Genomic DNA, 17745 nt, shown 5'->3' on the forward strand with positions numbered 1-17745 from the left:
TTGTCTGCCAACCCGATTCACCCAGGCCGCGGCGTTTCCCTGCGCCGCTTTGCTGCCTGCTGCCCCGCTCTGCAGCATGACGCCCACCAGAAAGTGCTAAGGTAAACCGTTGCATCCCATGCTGTGCGCGCAATGAAAATCGCCCCTGCCCGGCCCGCCCTGCTGCTGACTGCCCTGCGACTGGGGGCCTTGCTGGCCCCCTTGCTCGCGCAAGCCGCGCCGTTTCCCTGTCCGGCGCAGCCGATCCGGCTGGCTTTCTATGAATACGGACTGCTCTATCACCAGGGCCGCGGCATCGACCGGGACCTCGTCGACGAGCTGGCGCGGCGCACCGGCTGCCGCTTTGATACCCGCGTCATGCCGCGTGCGCGCATCTGGGCCGACCTGGAAAGCGGCGCGCTGGACATGAGCGTCTCGGGAATCCAGACCCCAGCGCGCGACCGCTTCGCCTGGTTTGCCCATTACCTGAGCATGAAAAACCACGCACTGGTCAGCAGCGCGCTGGCCGGCGAGGTCAGGCAGGCCAGCGACTTTCTCGCCACCCCCCGCGCGCTTTTCGGCGTGGTGCGCGCATTCAAGCATGGCGAACAGCAGGACCGCTGGCTCGATACCCTGCGCCAGGCACAACGCGTGCAGGAAAGCCCCGATGCCCAGACGCTTTACCTGAAGCTGAAACAGGGCCGGGTGCAGGCCATTTTTTCGCAACCGCCGGTCTATCGCCATTACCTGCCCACGCTGGACATGCAGCAGCAGGTCAGCGTGCAGGACTGGACACCGCAGGAAAAAGGCGTGCCGCACGGCCTGATCCTGGCCAAGAGCCGCTTCAGCCAGACCGAGGCGCAGCACTGGCAGGAACAGCTCCACCAGATGCGCGCGGATGGCAGCCTGCGGGCAATCTACCTGCGCTATCTGCCGCCCGCCGACACCGACGCCCTGCTGGATTTCTGATGACTCCGACCCACTCCGGCCGCCCCCGCTCCAGTGCGCTTTCCAACCTGCTCGTGCGCCGCGTCGCGCTGCTCAGCCTGCTGCTTTCGCTGACGGTCGGCGCGCTCAACGCCCTCTATGTCTGGCGCGAGGAAACAGCCCGCCAGCAGCGCCAGCTCGATTCGGCGCTGGCCGCCTATTCCAGCAGCATCGGCAAGGCGCTCTGGGAGCTGGATTTCGACTCGGCCAGGGTGCAGCTGCAAGCACTGCAACGCTTTCCGGCCATTCTCAGCGTCGACCTGAGTTCTGCCGAACAGACGCTGAGTTACCGCAAGGCCGGTGCGGATTTGCGCCAGGAGGTGCCCACGCTGCGCTATCCGCTGCTCGCGCCGGACGGACAGCGCGAAATCGGCGAATGGCTGATCCGGCTTGACCGCGACCGTCTGCACGGCAACGTCTGGCAGGAAAGCCTGCGCTTCATCGGTCTGGTGACGCTGGAATTGTTCATTCTCGCGGGCATCCTGCTCTTGCTGGTGCAGCGCACCGTGGCGCACCCGCTGCGCCGCCTGTGGGAGCATGTGCGCGAGCTCGATGCCGGCAGCCTCGACAAGCCGGCCCCGCATCCGGCCGACGCACCGCGCAACGAACTGCACGAGCTGGCCGAGGGCATCACCGGCCTGCAGGCCAAGCTGCAGGAACAGCTGGAACTGCAGGACAGCGCCAGCCGCGCACTGGCAGGGCAGCGCGACCAGCTCGACCGGCTGCTCGCCGGGCAGACGCAGCGGCTCGACCAGGTACTGGCAGCGATGGCCGATGGCGTGGCCATGCTTGATCGCACGGGACGGCTGTGCTTCACCAATCCCGCCTGGCAAGCCATGCTGGGTGCACAGGATGGCCTGCCGCACGATGGCTGGCTGCTCGAACCCTCCTGGCCCGCGCTGCTGGCCGAGCTGGAAAGCAGCCACGCCCTGACCGCCCGCACGCTGACGCTGCGCCGTCGCGACGGCAGCGTGCTGCAGGCCGAGGCCAGCCTGTCGCGCATGCCCGCACTCACCGAAGACGACAGCGAGCGTTTCCAGCTCGTTGCCCGCGACATCGGCGCGCGGCTGGAAACCGAGCAAACGCTGATCGCCGCGCGCGAGGCGGCGCAAAACGCCAGCCTCGCCAAATCGGCCTTTCTGGCCAATATGAGTCATGAAATCCGCACACCGCTCAATGCCATCCTCGGCTTTGCCGAACTGCTGCAGGACACCGCACTGAACGAACGGCAGCAGGACTACCTGATGGCCGTGCGCACCAGCGGCGATGCGCTGATGGCCCTGATCAACGATCTGCTGGATTTTTCCAAGATCGAAGCAGGCCGGCTGGAGCTGGAGCGCATCGACTTCGACCTGCGCAATGTGCTGGAAAGCACGCTGGATCTCGTCGCGGCCAATGCCCGCGCCAAACAGCTGGAAGTCGTCTGCCTGGTCGCGCCGGGTGTGCCGCCGCGCCTGAAGGGCGACCCGAGCCGCCTGCGGCAGGTCCTGCTCAATCTCGTCAACAATGCCATCAAGTTCACCCCGACTGGCAGCGTGGTGATTCGCGCGGCGGCCGAAACGGCAGACGGCCGCAGCCGCATCCGGCTGGCGGTCGAAGATACCGGCATCGGCATCCCGCCCGATGTGCAGGCGCAACTGTTTCAGCCCTTTGTACAGGCGGATGCCTCAACCACCCGGCACTTCGGCGGCACCGGCCTGGGATTGTCGATCTGCCGCCGTCTGGTCGAGGCGATGGGTGGCGAAATCGGCGTCAGCAGCACGCCGGGGCACGGCGCATGCTTTCGCTTCAGCGTACTGCTGGAAATCGCCGAGGCAGGCACCGTGCAGACGCCGGCCAATATTGCGCTGCAGGGCCTGCAGGCCTTGCTGCTCAGCCCGCTGGCAGCCACGCGCGAACTGATTGAACAAAGCCTGGGCGAGCTGGGCATGCATACCCGCAGTGCCGACACGGTCGGCGCCGGGCTGGCGCAACTGGCCGGCACCGAGCCCTGCGCCGTCGCGCTGATCGACCAGGCGCTCGGCGAAACAGCCATTGACGGACTGCCGGCGCGGCTGCACGCCCTGCCCGGCCGCGAACGTCTGCCGCTGATCCTGCTCAGCCAGAACGCCCAGCCCGGCGAGGCCAGTGAAGCGCGCAACGCCGGTTTTGCCGCCTTCATGAGCAAGCCGCTGCATCCCTCGCTCTTGCCCGCCTGCATCGCCGAAGCCCTGCGTGTACAGGCACTGCCGCGCAGCGAACGCCCGCTGATCACCAGTCACCACGTCGCCGAACAACGTGCCGCCGAAAAACCGCTGGTGCTGCTGGCCGAAGACAACCCGGTCAACCAGAAGATCGCCGTACTGATGCTGGAAAAACTGGGCATGCGCGTCGAGGTCGCGGAAAACGGCCGGGCAGCTGTGGATGCGGTGCGCAGCCATGATTACGCACTGGTGCTGATGGACTGCCAGATGCCGGAAATGGATGGCTTTGCGGCAACGGCCGCCATACGCCAGCTGGCCGACGGCAAGGCCGCCGTGCCCATCGTCGCGCTGACTGCCAACGCCATGCAGGAAGACCAGCAACGCTGCCGTGCCGCCGGCATGAACGATTTTGTCGCCAAGCCGGTGAAGCTGCAGGCGCTGGAAGAGGCCTTGCGCCAGTGGCTGCCACAGCCTGTCACAGCAGCACCGCCGGCAGCCGTGTAAGATTCCCCCCTTACCGCCGCCATGCCCGAAGCCATGTCAGAACCCAGATTGCGCGTGCTGTCGCTCATCCCGCCGATGACGCAGCTCAATACCCCCTACCCATCTACCGCCTACATCACCGGCTTCTTGCGCTCCAGAGGCATACCCTCGGAACAGGAAGATCTGGCACTGGCGCTGGTGCTGCGGCTGCTGTCAAAGGACGGCCTTGCGCGCGTGCTCGACGCGGTGCTCGACATTCCGAAGAAGCAGCGCAGCCCGGCGCTGCGCTCCTTCATCCACCATTACGAACACTACCAGCGCACCATCGCGCCGGTGATCGCCTTCCTGCAAGGGCGCGATACCACACTGGCGCACCGCATCGTCAGCCGGACCTTCCTGCCCGAAGGCCCGCGCTTCGCAGCGGTGGACGCCTATACCATCGACGATCAGCAAGATCCGCTGGCCTGGGCCTTCGGTGCGCTGGGCACGCACGACCGCGCCCGCCATCTGGCGACGCTGTATCTGAACGACCTTGCCGACGTGCTGCGCGACGGCATCGATGAACGCTTCGAGTTCGTGCGCTACGCCGAATCGCTGGCCATCAGCCAGCCGACCTTCGAGCCGCTGGCTTGCGCGCTGGCCGCGCCGGCCAACCTGATCGACCGCGAACTGGCTGCACTGACGCTCGCAACGATTACGCGCCACCAGCCCGATCTGGTTCTGCTCTCGGTACCCTTCCCCGGCGCGGTGTACGCCGCGTTTCGCATCGCGCAGACGATCAGGGCAAACCACCCGCAGATCAGGATCGCGCTGGGTGGCGGCTTTGCCAATACCGAGCTGCGCGAGCTGAAAGAAGCCCGCGTCTTCGATTATTTCGACTTCGTCACGCTGGATTCGGGCGAACGCCCGCTGCTGGCGCTGATCGACCACCTGCAAGGCAAACGCAGTGCCGAGCGATTGGTTCGCACGTTTGTTCGAGAGAACGGCAAGGTCCGCTACATCAACTTCCCCGAGCCCGACGTACCCTTCGAGGAATGGGGCGCGCCGACCTGGGACGGGTTGCCGATTCACGACTACCTGTCACTGCTGGACATGCTCAACCCCATGCACCGGCTGTGGAGCGACGGGCGCTGGAACAAGCTGACCGTCGCGCATGGCTGCTACTGGAAGAAGTGCAGCTTCTGCGACATCACGCTCGACTACATTTCGCGCTACGAAACGGCGTCGGCCGAGATTCTGGTCGACCGCATCGAAGCCATCATCGCCGAGACGGGGCAAACGGGTTTTCACTTCGTCGACGAAGCGGCGCCGCCAAAAATGCTCAAGGCGCTGGCCGAGGAACTGCTGCGCCGTGGCGTGACGATTTCGTGGTGGGGCAATATCCGCTTCGAAAAATCGTTCACGCCCGAGCTGTGCCAGCTGCTCGCGGACAGCGGCTGCATCGCCATTTCCGGCGGACTGGAAGTCGCCAGTGACCGCTTGCTTACGCTGATGAAAAAAGGCGTGTCGGTCGAACAGGTCGCGCGCGTCACCGCCGGCTTCTCGCAGGCCGGCATTCTGGTACACGCCTACCTGATGTACGGCTTTCCTACGCAGACGCTGCACGATACCGTCGATGCGCTGGAGTATGTGCGGCAGCTGTTTGCCGAGGGCTGCATCCAGTCGGGCTTTTTCCACCGCTTTGCCTGCACCGTGCATTCGCCGGTCGGCAAGAACCCGGAAGAATACGGCGTGCAGCTGATCCCGCTGCCGGAAATCACCTTCGCCACCAACGACGTCGGCTTCATCGACCCGACCGGCGTTGATCACGATGCACTCGGTCGCGCGCTCAACAAGGCGCTCTACAATTACATGCACGGGCTGTGTCTGGATGACGACGTGCGCGGCTGGTTTGCCGAATTTGTCGATGAACGCATTCCGAAACCGCGCGTGGCGCGCCACTTCATCGCCCGCGCACTCGACGCGCAACACGGCGGAGGTCGCCATGAGCCACGATGAACGTCGCACGCTGCACTCCGACGGACTGGGCGCGTTCCAGCCGCACGGCAAGGTCGAAGTCTGGGCGACGGGGCAAATCCTGCATTACCGCGCCACCGGCCCCTTCAATCTGGAATTCCTGATCGCGCTCGATGCCGCTGACCGCGAGCTGATGGCCAGCGTCGCCGCACGCGGCCCCTTCGCCATCCTCGCGCAATTCACCGGCAGCATTGCCGGCACGCCGGAAGCGCTGGCCGCGCTGGAAAGCTCACTGGCCGAGCAGAACCGCCTGGGGCTGGCCAGCCTTGCGGTCGCCTTTGTCGTCGGTCCCGAGGTTGAAGGCCGGGTACTGATGAAGCGCATCTTTGCAGGCATCTATGCCCGCCAGGGCTTGCGCTTTCAGTGGTTCGAAGAGGCCGAAGCGGCACAGGCCTGGCTCGCCGAGAGCCTGTCGCACGCCGACAATCCGCCGCCATCGCCGTGATCGGGACGCCTCGTTATACTTGCCGGCCCCACCCTCCCCAGCCCCTGACCCTGCACACCGCCCTCATGCCCACACTGCCCCCTGCCGTCTTCCTGATGGGCCCGACCGCTTCGGGCAAGACCGCTGCCGCCATCCATCTTGTCGAATCCGGCCTGCCCGTCGAGCTGATTTCGGTCGACTCCGCGCTGGTGTTCCGCGACATGAACGTCGGCACGGCCAAGCCGACAGCGGACGAACTCGCGCGCGCGCCACATCGGCTCATCGACATCATCAGCCCCGAGGACAGCTACTCGGCCGGGCAGTTTCGCGACGACGCGCTGCGGCTGATGGCGGAGATCAGCGCACGCGGCAAGATTCCGGTGCTGGTCGGCGGCACCATGCTCTACTACAACACGCTGCAACACGGCATCCACGACCTGCCGCAGGGCGATGCCGCCTTGCGCGCCGAGCTGGAGGCCGAGGCCGCGCAACACGGCTGGCCGCATCTGCACGCGAAACTGGCGATACTTGACCCGGCAACGGCGGCGCGGCTCAAGCCCACCGACTCGCAACGCATCGAGCGCGCCATCGAAATCTGCCTGCTCGCTGGCAGGCCGATGTCGGCAATCCTGGCCGAACCCGGCGCCGCGCCGCTGCCCTACCGCTTGCTGAAAATCGCGCTGGAGCCATCGGATCGCGCGGTGCTGCACGAGCGCATCGCGTTGCGCTTCGATCTGATGCTGCAGAACGGCCTGCTTGACGAAGTCAGCGCCTTGCGCCGGCAATACACGCTGTCGCTGGATCTGCCATCGATGCGCTGCGTCGGCTACCGCCAGGCCTGGGAGCATCTGGATGGCCAGTACGACCAGGCGGAAATGCGCTATCGCGGCATCGTCGCCACGCGCCAGCTGTGCAAGCGCCAGCTGACCTGGCTGCGCGGCATGGACGACGTCGAGCGCATCGACTGCCTGGCCGACGGCGTGCCACAAGAAATCGCGACAAGGATCAGCGCCCTTGCGCGCTGATACGCTCGGTCGCATCAGCCCACAACCCATGAATGCAAAAAGCCGCAGGCATATACCTGCGGCTTTTTTGTGTCTTGCAGCGGCCAGGCATCAGGCAGCTGGGCACACGCTCAGCACTTCACGACCTTGCTGCCAGCCAGCATGTCGTGCATACAGCGGCGATCCGGACGGAAAATCGTTGCGACATTCATCAGGGTGAACGCCCAGCCGATAAAGGGCAAGGAACCCAGACTCTGCATGATGCCGTAGCGCATGAACACCAGTTTGATAAAGGGCAGCGGCTTGCCATCCAGACCCACGATCTTGATCTTGGCCACACGCTTGCCAACGGTCTGGCCATGCTTGGCAAGCAGATAGCCGTTGGGCAGCAGAAAGGCCAGCAAGCCCAGCATGATGAACAGCGGTGTCAGCAGCCATTCCGATGTCGAGCCGATCCAGGCCAGCGCCTGCGACTCACCCCAGATAATCAGGGGGGCAAACACAATCATGCCGACCACCAGGCCATCAAGCAAGGCCGCGCCAAGACGGGAGCCACGACTGGCCAGTTGATCGCTTTCAGAGATGCTCAGATCCGACTGCGGTGCAGCGTAGGGATTTTGACTCATGGTATGACCTGCATTGGTGAAAAGAGTCAAAAACAATACAAGCAAAAAATATTGAAGTCAGCAAATAGTCAGTATTTTGGTGGAAAAACGCAACAAACCGGCTGTGCCATGCCGACATGCGGGTCGGGCCAGATCAACCGTCCAGGCCAGGTTCGGTTGATGCTGCAAACGGACAGCACAAACAGCACATCAACAGAGCCTAGCGCCGCTGCGGCATGAAGGCCGGGTCGTGCAGCAGATTGCTCACGCCGTTGATGAAGAACTGCACGCCGATGCAGATCAGGAAAAAACCCATGATGCGCACCACCGCATTGATGCCGTTTTCGCCAAGAATGCGGTACAGCGGCGTCGAGGCGCGCAGCGTCAGCCACGAAATCCACGCGGTCAGCGCGATGCCGGCGACCACGCTGGCGTAGCCGAGCAAAAGCGGCATGTCGTTCTGCGCGTGCAGGCCGGACGACATCGAGATCACCACGGCAATCGAGCCGGGGCCGGACAGGAACGGCATCGCCAGCGGCGTGAACGAGATGTCGTTCTTGCTGTGCACCTCCACTTCGGCGGCATTGGTCAGCGCGCTCTGGTTTTCCTGCGGGAACAGCATGCGAAAGCCGATGAAGCTGACGATCATCCCGCCGGCGATGCGCAGGCCCGGGATGGAAATGCTGAAGAAATCCATGATCAGCGCGCCGGCAAGCAGAAAGGTCGTCAGGATGCCGGCCATGAAATAGCAGGCGCGCTTCACCTGGCGATCGCGCTCTTCTTCTGACAGATGCGCGGTCAGCCCGGGCAGCACGCCGACGGTGATCAGCGGATTGCAGATCGGCAGCAGCGCCATCAGCGTGCCGAAGACGGTGGTGAGGATGGCCAGCAGCATCGCGCTTCCTTCTGAATCGTCCGGGTCGGTCCATGGCATTCTGCACCGCACACAGCAGTGTCGCCACTGGAAAAACCCTGCATTGCGCACAAATGGCAAGCGCAACATGCCAAATATCAAGCAACAGGTATATTCCTGCAACCCTTATATATAAAAGGCTACAGAGACATACCCAGCACTATCACAAGACATGCCGCTGCAACCATCCTGCCAGCGCGTCGGCCAGTTCGCGCCGCCAGCTGCAGCGGGTGAAGACATGGTCCGCCGCGTCCAGCAGCAGCCGCTCGGCCTGCGGCAGCCGCGCCAAAAGCGGCAGCGCCGTATCGGCGGGAACGGCCGCATCGGCGCCGCCGCTGATGACCAGCACCGGCAGCGTGATGCGCTCGACGCCGGCCAGCGGATCGAGCGCGGCCAGCTCCTGCCGCAGCGCTTGTCCGATCGGCATGCCCAGGAAATCACAGCTGCCATCGGCCAGCGCCACGCCCTGGGCGGCGGCGGCCTCGACCACCTCGCGCAGATTCAGCGCCGGCGCGATCAGGCTCAGCGAGCGCAGCGGAACCGGGCTGTGCGGCGCGGCCAGCATGGCGGCGCGTCCGCCCATGCTGAAGCCGCACAGATGCCAGCCCAGTTGCGGATGACGCTGTGCCAGCTCGCGCAGCAAAAAGGTCGTCACCGCCGCCTGCTGCGCGAGCGTGATGTCGGCAAACGCGCCGCCACTCTCGCCACAGCCTGGAAAGTCGAAGCGGAAGGTGGCTATGCCGTGTTCGGCCAGTCGGCGCGCCAGTGCGACAAAGAAATAGGTGAATTCCAGCCGGTTGCCGGTAAAACCGTGCAGCAGCAGCAGCGCCTGCCTGGCGTCAGGCGGCACATCGGCCGAACCGATCAGCGGGATGCCATTCCAGTCCAGTTCGAGATGGGTCACGGGCTTGGTCTCTGTGATGTTGCGACGCACCATCCTACACCGGCCCGACGGGGCGGATTTGTCCGCAAGCAGCATTGTTGCGCGCACGCCATGCCGTGCATGCAGGCCGGGCACCGGCAAAAGCGGGCACGGGTCATGGGCATCTTTCCGGGTTTTGCTTGCTCGGAGCCCTCCCAGTCTCTGTGGCTCTCTCTGGTTTCGCTGTTTGCCGGGAATGGCTTGCCAAGCCGCAACGCTGAGGAAACTCCCGATAAGCAAGGGGAAACAAAAGCCGTACAGTAGCGCTTTATACAAGCTCCCGGGAAAACCGCCGTGAATGCCGTCCTGCTTGCCGTTGCCCTGATGCTGGGCCTGTCGCTGCTGCGCATCAATGTCGTCATCAGCCTGATTGTCAGCGCCGTCGTTGGCGGCATCGCCGGCGGGCTGAGCATGGCCGACACGCTGAAGGCCTTCCAGGGCGGGCTGGGCGGCGGCGCGGGGGTTGCGCTTTCCTACGCGCTGCTGGGCGCCTTTGCGATGGCGCTGGCCGAATCGGGCCTGCCGCACGCGCTGGCCGATCGGCTCGCCGTGCTGGTCAAGCGCCAGGGCGCAGGCGCCCGGGTGAAATGGGGCATCCTGCTGGCCGTGCTCGCCATGGCGATCGCCTCGCAGAACCTGCTGCCCATCCACATCGCCTTCATCCCGCTGATGCTGCCGCCGCTCTTGTACACGCTCACGCTGTTCAAGGTGGACCGCCGCATGGTCGCGTGCATCCTCACCTTCGGCCTGATCACGCCGTATATGTGGCTGCCACTCGGCTTTGGCGAAATCTTCCTCAAGCAGATCCTCCTGGGCAATATCGAAAAGGCCGGGCTGAGTGTCGCCGGGCTGGACGTGATGCATGCGATGCTGATTCCGGCGCTGGGCATGCTGGCCGGCCTGCTGCTCGCCGTGTTTGTCGGCTACCGCAAGCCGCGCGACTACGATCTGGGCAAGCTTGCCGAAGTCGAACGGACAGAGCGCCGCTACACGCCGCGCTCGCTGGCCGTTGCCGCCATCGCGGTGGTCGCCACCTTCGCCGTGCAGCTGTGGCTGGATTCGATGCTGCTGGGCGCGCTGGCCGGCTTCGCGCTGTGCGTCGCCGGCGGCGCGGTGGACTGGCGCCGTGCCGACACGACGTTCACCAGCGGCATGAAGCTGATGGCGACGATTGGCCTGATCATGATCGCGGCATCCGGTTTTGCCGAGGTGATGAAGGCGACCGGCGACGTGGCGCGGCTGGTCGAGCATTCGGTGGCCTTTGTCGGTGGCAGCAAGGCGCTGGGCGCGCTGCTGATGCTGCTGGTGGGGCTGATCGTCACACTCGGCATCGGCTCGTCGTTCTCCACCGTTCCCATCATCGCCACGCTCTTCGTGCCGCTGGCGATGCAGCTGGGCTTTTCACCCATCGCCATCGTCTGCCTCGTCGGCGTCGCCGGCGCCCTGGGCGACGCGGGCTCGCCGGCATCGGACTCGACACTCGGCCCGACCTCCGGCCTCAACGTCGACGGCCAGCACGACCACGTGTGGGATACCGTGGTGCCGACCTTCCTCTATTACAACATCCCGCTGCTGGTCTTCGGCTGGATTGCGGCAATGGTTTTGTAATCGGGTATATGCCTGCAGCCAATGCATGAAAATGGCTGCAGGCATATACAAGCCGATGTATCAAGCGGATGGCACGGCCATCCGCTTTTTCTTTCCCGCGTTTGCCGGCAGCTGATTGGACGTTCTGCTCGGCAAACCACAAAAGGCGCTTGAACCACCGAGGCACAGAAACATCGAGGAAACAAAACCTGAGAAATGCCGACCTGATTGGGCAGCCAGCACAGCAACATGGCATGCCGGCGTTCCACCGGGATTCCCTACGCTCAAAGCCGGCGTCCAGAGCGCTGCTTGAACAGGCATTGCCGCTCGATTCCCGCTTTGTCCATAGGAAAACCCCGTGGGACGCGGGAAGGCCGAAGTATTCTTTGCTGAGGTAGCTACCCGATCAGAAATACCGATGACGTGCTCCCGCATTTCTCTGTGTCGCTGTGGTTGATTTGGGGTTTGCCGAGATGCCTTGCCAAGCGAGTCCCGGCAACGAGGAGGGTCTGGGCTTTCTTTGATCCGCTGACACAGCGGACCCGCCGGTCTGCGGTGGTGCTTGCCCAGGCATTTGCGGAGCAGCCAAGTGTATATCGCTGGAGCCATTTACCAACATGGGCAAACGGCACATACCCATGAAAAAAACGGGAGGCCATCGCCTCCCGTTTTTCATGCGGACGTGGTGCTTACTTCAGCGTCACACCCCAGTTGCTTTCCACACACTTGGTGTACTGACCGTCGATCAGCGCGTTGTACGGGGTCTGGTAGCTGACCAGCTGGCACTTGTTCTCGCCGCCAACCTTCCAGTCCTTTTCCCAGTAGATGTTGAACGCAGCCGACGAACCGCCGTCGAAGCGGCCCATGCCGGCGCACTTCATCGATTCCTTCTTGATGTCCCAACCCAGCTCGCGGGAGAACTCGGTGTAGTAATCAATGCGGTTTTGCGCGGCGGCCTTGGTCGGGCTGTCCTGGCACTCGGCGTTGATGATCTGGATGGTGGTCGGGAAGTCGTTACCCAGCTGACGCGACTTGTCGAAGTCGTTCGGCACCCAGGTACCATCGATCACGTGCAGCATCGAGGGCTTCGGCGGTTGCGGATAGATGAAGAAGAACACGGCAGAGGCCAGGTTCAGCCAGGTATCGGCCACCAGCTCCGGATTGTTCAGCAGCTTGAACTGGTCACCATCGAACATGGCCTGCGAGAACGGGCCGTAGTTGTAGTTGTACGACAGCTGCTTGGCGCCACGGCCGAAGTAACCCTTGAACTTGCCATCCGGCAGCTTGCCGCAGGTCCAGGTCTTGTTGAAGACCGGGTCGTTGCACTCGGCGTTGTAGCCGGACATGCCTTCGGTCCAGCCCAGTTCGCGCACGTGCACCAGCGCCTGGCGCCATTCCGGGATGCCGAACTCGACGACGCTGTGACCACCGGTTTCCTGCGCGAAGTGCGCGAACATCGCGGCCAGCGAACGGCGGCAGATTTCGTCGCTGTTGCGACCATCGGCATAGGTGTCGCAGAAGGCCGGGAACTTGGCGACGGCCTGCAGGAAGCCGGTGTAGGTGTAGGACGGGTTGCGCACCTGGAAGAAGTAGTCGAACTTCTGCTGCGACACCAGCGCCTCGACGCGTTTTACATTCTCCGGATTGCTCGTCTTGCCGGGCGCCACGGCCTCGACCACGCTATTGGGCAGGGTGCGCACGGAGGCCTTCACCTTGCGGAAGATGTCGGAGTTGGTGAGCGTTGCCGCATAGGCTTCGGCTTCGGCCTTGGTCGGTACGCCGCCCGGCGCCGGTGTCGGTGTGGTCGAACCACCACCGCCGGTCGAACCACCGGTGCACGCACCACTATTCACCCAGACACCGCCCAGAGCCGGCTCATTGCCCTGCGTCCACCACTTGGCGCTGAAATTGCTGCCGAGATAGGACACTTTCGCACCGCCCTGGTAGGCCGTGCCGGCATTCCAGCCCGGTTCGCACGGCACGGTACCCACCGGCGGCGTCGGGGTCGGAGCGAGCGTCGGCGTGGCGGTCGGTGTGGCGGTCGGAGTAGCGGTTGGCGTCGGCGTGGCCGTCGGCTTCTGGGTCGGAGTCGGGGTGGCCGTGGGAGTCGCGGTCGGAGTCGGCGTTGCTGTCGGCTGTTGTGTCGGAGTCGGCGTGGCCGTGGGCGTTGCGGTGGGTTTCGCCGTCGGCGTGGCGGTCGGGGTCGGCGTGGCCGAACCACTTACTTCCGCCCAGGCGCCCCATTGCTGGGATCCCGGCACTTCGCCCTGCGTCCACCACTTGGCTTTCCAGGTCTTGCCCTGGTAGGTGGCGGTTTGGCCAGCGGTGTATACGCTGCTGGCATTCCATTCCGCAGCGAAAACGGACGCACTGAGGAACAGTCCGGCGACCAGCGCCGACAGTTTGATTCGAGTCATCTTCTCACACTCCATGTCCGGATCGTATTGCCGCGGGCGCCGGCAGGCGCCCCTATCGCGGGTTTCCGGTGCCCGCGAACCGGCATTGCTGATGGGAGTGTGTGACTGGTCGGACTATGCAGTGTTATGGCCCGGTCTTTGCCGGACATTGCGCATCATGTATTCGGATAGCGCCTACTAGACCACACTGGCGCCAATGGTATCAGCTTGTAGTGGCCCGTCAACAGTTACTTACAAACGGCATTTACCCCGGCACGGCAAGTGGTTTTTTGCCTGAAAACGATCAGACCAGCCCGGGCCACCCACCAAATAAGAAAATGATAATTTTCAAAAATAACGTTCGCATTTTATTCAATAAAATCATCAACCTAGCCACAAAAAGGCCACAAAGCCCGCATTCGGTCAATATGCCCTGCCAGCGCGGTGTTGCGTACGCCACTTTGCTTACAAAAAATTCGTAACGAAAATTGACAAGTACCGGCAAACGTGAAAAATTCCACCTCGCCTACCGGCAAGACGTAACAAAAAGCGTCCGCCTACCCCGCGAGAACGCCAGCGTCCTGATCTGATAGTCACCAGCAAGAGCTCGTCATGCCCGCAGCAGTGTCCCCGCTAGACTGCACGGGCCGACCCCCAAGAGCCGTTTGTGTGCGCATAAGAAGGGACCGGTAAAACCCGGCCCACAGTTGAACGGCTCCCGCCCGGGGGCCCAAACACACGGAAGATGAGGAAGTTCGAGATGAAAATGTTCCGACTGGCTGCACTGCCCGCAGCCTTGGCATTCGTTTGCGTGAGCGCCTTTGCTGCCGACTGGCAGTCCGGCACCGCCTACACCGCCGGCGCGCAAGTCAACTATCAGGGCCAAACCTGGGAAGCCAAGTGGTGGACCCAGGGTGAAGCTCCGGGCTCCAACCAGTGGGGCGCCTGGAAGCTGGTAGGCGCGACAACCAGCCCGACCGCCACCCCGACCCCGACTGGCACCGTCACCCCGACTCCGGGCGCTTGCTATGTGACCTACGCTGCCGCCACCGCTTACCCGGCCGCCAGCCGCGTAACCTTCAACGGCCGCAACTATGAAGCCAAGTGGTGGACCCAGGGCGACGACCCGAGCAAGTCCGGCGACTGGGGCGTATGGAAGGATCTGGGCCCGTGCGGCGGCACGACTGTAACGCCGACGGCCACCCCGACCGCTACCCCGACACCGACGGCTACCCCGACGGCCACTGCTACGCCGACTGCGACTCCGACGGCTACCGCAACACCGACGGCCACTCCGACGGCAACAGCTACGCCGACCGCCACTCCGACGGCAACGGCCACCCCGACACCGACTGCCACTCCGACCGTTACCCCGACTCCGGGCGAACCGTCCGCACGTCAGGTCGGCTCCTACTTCACCCAGTGGGGTGTGTATGGCCGCAACTATCAGGTCAAGGATGTCGACACCAGCGGCGCCGCAGCCAAGCTGACCTTCATCAACTACGCCTTCGGCAATATCTACCAGAAGAACGGTGGTTACGAGTGTGATGTTGGCGTGAACAAGCTGGAGCCGGGCGCCACCGACCCGAACGCACCGGGTGCAGCTACCGGCGGCGACTCCTGGGCTGATTACCAGCGTGGCGTTTCCGCCGCGCAATCGGTCGACGGCAAGGCCGACGAGTGGGGCTTCGCCTGGGATGATCCGCGCAATGGCAAGGAAGGCCCTCTGAAGGGCAACTTCAACCAGCTCAAGAAGCTGAAGGCCAAGTACCCGCACCTGAAGATCTATATCTCCCTGGGCGGCTGGACCTGGTCCAAGTGGTTCTCCAACGCGGCCAAGACCGATGCGCTGCGCAAGCAGCTGGTACGTTCTTGTATCGATACCTACATCAAGGGCAATGTGCCGTTCGACAACGGCTCCAATGCCGGTGGTCCGGGCGCAGCGGCCAACATCTTCGACGGCATCGACATCGATTGGGAATTCCCGGGTGTAGTTGGCCAGCCGTACAACACCGTTTCGCCGGACGACAAGAAGAACTTCACGCTGCTGCTGAAGGAATTCCGTGACCAGCTGAACGCTATCGGCAGCACCAACGGCAAGCACTACGGCCTGACCGTCGCCATCGGCGCAGGCAAGGACAAGATCGAGCAGACCGAAACCAGCGAGTACCACAAGTACCTCGACTGGATCAACGTCATGAACTACGACTACAACGGCGCCTGGGCCGCACAAGGTCCGACCGACTTCCAGTCGCACCTGTATGCCGACCCGAACAACCCGCAATACATCGACCCGAAGACTGGCCAGCGCAGCCTGGTGTCCTGGTACAACACCAATGACTCCATCCAGCTGCTGCTCAAGGGCGGCGTACCGGCGAACAAGCTGGTGGTGGGTGTAGCCAAGTATGGCCGCGGCTGGACCGGCGTACAGCCGGGCCCGAACGGCGACGGTCTGTACCAGAAGGCTACCGGTGGTGCCAAGGGTACTTACGAAACCGGTATCGAGGACTACAAGGTACTGAAGAACGCTCCGGGCAAGCTGTACTACCACCCGGTGACCAAGCAGTCCTACAAGTTCGACGGCAACAACTGGTGGAGCTATGACACCCCGGCCGACATCGCGCTGCGTGCCCAGTACGTGCGTGACAACAACCTGGGTGGCCTGTTCAGCTGGTCGCTCGACGGCGACACGCCGGATGCCGAACTGACCAAGGAAATGGCCAAGGTCAAGTAATCTGCCCCGGCAGACGGCTTGCTTCAGAAAACCCTCCTGGCAACGGGAGGGTTTTTTCTTGGCTCTGCCCCGGAACCGGGTTGCAGCGTCGCTTGCGCCACAGGCATACCGGATTGGGCCGCCGCTGCAGCAAGGCATGATTCATCAGCCGCTTATGACTCTTCCGTGTACCGAGCAGGCTTTCCAGTCAGGGTTCGTCATGCGGGCCACCACCATACCCAATCGGGTTATTCATCAAGGCCCATGATGAGCAATGGCTGCACGCATATACCCAAGGTCACGATGCAGACACCGGTGAACACAGTGCCCGAGACGCTGACGCCGTGCCTCCTGAAACAGGGGCATGATCAGCCAAACAAAACCCTCTCCACTGGAGAGGGTTTTGTTTGGCTGGCGTCCGGGTGATCCGGCTCAGTGCGGCTCGCTGCTGATGCGCGAAGGGTGGTGGCCCTGGGTGAAATACAGCGGGCGCTGCTTGGTTTCGCCAAAGATGCGCCCCAGGTACTCACCAAGCACGCCGATGAAGAAGAGCTGGATGCCGCCCAGGAAGAGCACGGTAACCATCAGCGAGGGATAGCCGGGCAGGTCGTGATCGAGAAACAGTGTCTTGCCGATGATCCACAGGCCAAACAGAAAGGCCGAGAAGGCCGTGAAAATGCCGATGTAGGTGGCGATCTTCAGCGGTGCGATGGTAAACGACGTGATGCCTTCGAGCGCGAAATTCCACAGCTTCCAGTAATTGAACTTGGTTTCGCCGGCCGCACGCGGGTCGCGGCGGTATTCGATGGCCTTGGACGGAAAGCCCACCCAGGCGAACAGGCCCTTCATGAAGCGGTGTTGCTCGCGCAACTGCAGCAGCGCGTCGACCGAGCGGCGGCTCATCAGGCGATAGTCGCCGACGTCGCGCGGGATTTTCACCTTGCCGGAAACCTTGTCCATGACCTTGTAGAACGCACTGGCCGTGGCCTTTTTCAGCCAGGTTTCACCATCGCGGTGCGTACGCTTGGCATAGACAATGTCGTAACCCGCGCGCCATTCGCGGATGAAGTCGTGAATCAGCTCGGGCGGGTCCTGCAGGTCGGCGTCGATCACGATCACCGCATCGCCGCTGGCATGATCGAAACCGGCCGTCATGGCGATTTCCTTGCCGAAATTGCGCGACAGGTTGACACTCGCCACGCGCGCGTCGCGCTCGCAGAAACCGTCGATGATGGCCTGCGTGCGGTCACGGCTGCCGTCATTCACAAAGATCATTTCGCAGCGGTAATCGGGCAACTCGTCGAACAGCGCGCTCATGCGCTCGTAGAACACGCCGAGCACGGCCTCTTCGTTGTAGGCCGGCACCACGACGGAAAGCAGCGGTTTGGTCATCTCTTCAACTCCATCCATGGCCATGCGGCCTTATTGTTATTACAAACCCGTTATTGCAAAGCAGATTCCTGATTAGGCAGCTACCTCAGCAAAGAACAATTCGTCATTCCCGCGAAAGCGGGAATCCAGCGATAATGCGTT

At 63.3% G+C, this 17745-nt stretch carries 12 protein-coding genes; 7 read left to right on the forward strand and 5 right to left on the reverse strand.

Translation table 11 applies throughout. The features are described from left to right. Positions 1-132 precede the first annotated feature (132 nt). The 5 genes from C515_RS19150 (at position 133) to miaA (ending at position 7097) form a co-directional block, all read left to right on the forward strand. Positions 133-948 carry a substrate-binding periplasmic protein gene (locus tag C515_RS19150; protein ID WP_051304546.1) on the forward strand — a complete coding sequence of 272 codons (816 nt, stop codon included), beginning with the start codon at positions 133-135 and terminating at the stop codon, positions 946-948. Beyond that, a complete protein-coding gene (locus tag C515_RS19155) occupies positions 948-3653 on the forward strand; it encodes a hybrid sensor histidine kinase/response regulator (protein ID WP_051304547.1) in 2706 nt (901 codons plus the stop codon). Before C515_RS19150 ends, C515_RS19155 begins: the two co-directional genes overlap by 1 nt. Positions 3654-3686: 33 nt before the next feature. Next, positions 3687-5630, forward strand: coding sequence for a B12-binding domain-containing radical SAM protein (locus C515_RS0102275; protein ID WP_028454204.1), 1944 nt, complete (start codon positions 3687-3689; stop codon positions 5628-5630). Next, positions 5617-6093, forward strand: a complete 477-nt coding sequence (locus C515_RS0102280) for a hypothetical protein (RefSeq protein ID WP_028454205.1) — start codon at positions 5617-5619, stop codon at positions 6091-6093. The genes C515_RS0102275 and C515_RS0102280 overlap by 14 nt, the downstream gene beginning before the upstream one ends. A gap of 65 nt (positions 6094-6158) precedes the next feature. After that, positions 6159-7097: a tRNA (adenosine(37)-N6)-dimethylallyltransferase MiaA gene (miaA, locus tag C515_RS0102285; RefSeq protein ID WP_028454206.1), complete on the forward strand. Its 939-nt coding sequence runs from the start codon at positions 6159-6161 to the stop codon at positions 7095-7097. A gap of 110 nt (positions 7098-7207) precedes the next feature. On the opposite strand, the gene C515_RS0102290 is transcribed toward miaA, so the two are convergent. The 3 genes from C515_RS0102290 to C515_RS0102300 all read right to left on the reverse strand — a co-directional run bounded on the left by C515_RS0102290 (position 7208) and on the right by C515_RS0102300 (position 9498). Beyond that, on the reverse strand, positions 7208-7702 hold the full coding sequence (locus C515_RS0102290; RefSeq protein WP_028454207.1) for an RDD family protein: 495 nt from the start codon (positions 7700-7702) through the stop codon (positions 7208-7210). Between the two features lie 199 nt (positions 7703-7901). Continuing rightward, a complete protein-coding gene (locus tag C515_RS19160; RefSeq protein WP_051304548.1) occupies positions 7902-8576 on the reverse strand; it encodes a MarC family NAAT transporter in 675 nt (224 codons plus the stop codon). A 181-nt stretch (positions 8577-8757) separates the two neighbouring features. Further along, positions 8758-9498, reverse strand: a complete 741-nt coding sequence (locus tag C515_RS0102300; protein WP_158380765.1) for an alpha/beta hydrolase — start codon at positions 9496-9498, stop codon at positions 8758-8760. A gap of 312 nt (positions 9499-9810) precedes the next feature. On the opposite strand from C515_RS0102300, the gene C515_RS0102305 reads away from it, so the two are divergent. Beyond that, complete coding sequence (locus C515_RS0102305) at positions 9811-11124, forward strand: Na+/H+ antiporter family protein (protein ID WP_028454209.1); 1314 nt, start codon at positions 9811-9813, stop codon at positions 11122-11124. A 668-nt stretch (positions 11125-11792) separates the two neighbouring features. On the opposite strand, the gene C515_RS22905 is transcribed toward C515_RS0102305, so the two are convergent. After that, on the reverse strand, positions 11793-13520 hold the full coding sequence (locus C515_RS22905; protein ID WP_081686701.1) for a glycoside hydrolase family 19 protein: 1728 nt from the start codon (positions 13518-13520) through the stop codon (positions 11793-11795). Between the two features lie 739 nt (positions 13521-14259). On the opposite strand from C515_RS22905, the gene C515_RS0102325 reads away from it, so the two are divergent. Beyond that, positions 14260-16233 carry a glycosyl hydrolase family 18 protein gene (locus C515_RS0102325; protein ID WP_051304549.1) on the forward strand — a complete coding sequence of 658 codons (1974 nt, stop codon included), beginning with the start codon at positions 14260-14262 and terminating at the stop codon, positions 16231-16233. Positions 16234-16644: 411 nt separating this feature from the next. Here C515_RS0102325 and C515_RS0102330 read toward each other — a convergent pair whose 3' ends face one another. Continuing rightward, entirely contained in the window at positions 16645-17604 is a 960-nt protein-coding gene (locus tag C515_RS0102330) for a glycosyltransferase family 2 protein (protein WP_028454211.1), read from the reverse strand. Positions 17605-17745 lie beyond the last annotated feature (141 nt).

The organism is Chitinilyticum litopenaei DSM 21440 (assembly GCF_000428145.1).
Classification (GTDB): domain Bacteria; phylum Pseudomonadota; class Gammaproteobacteria; order Burkholderiales; family Chitinibacteraceae; genus Chitinilyticum; species Chitinilyticum litopenaei.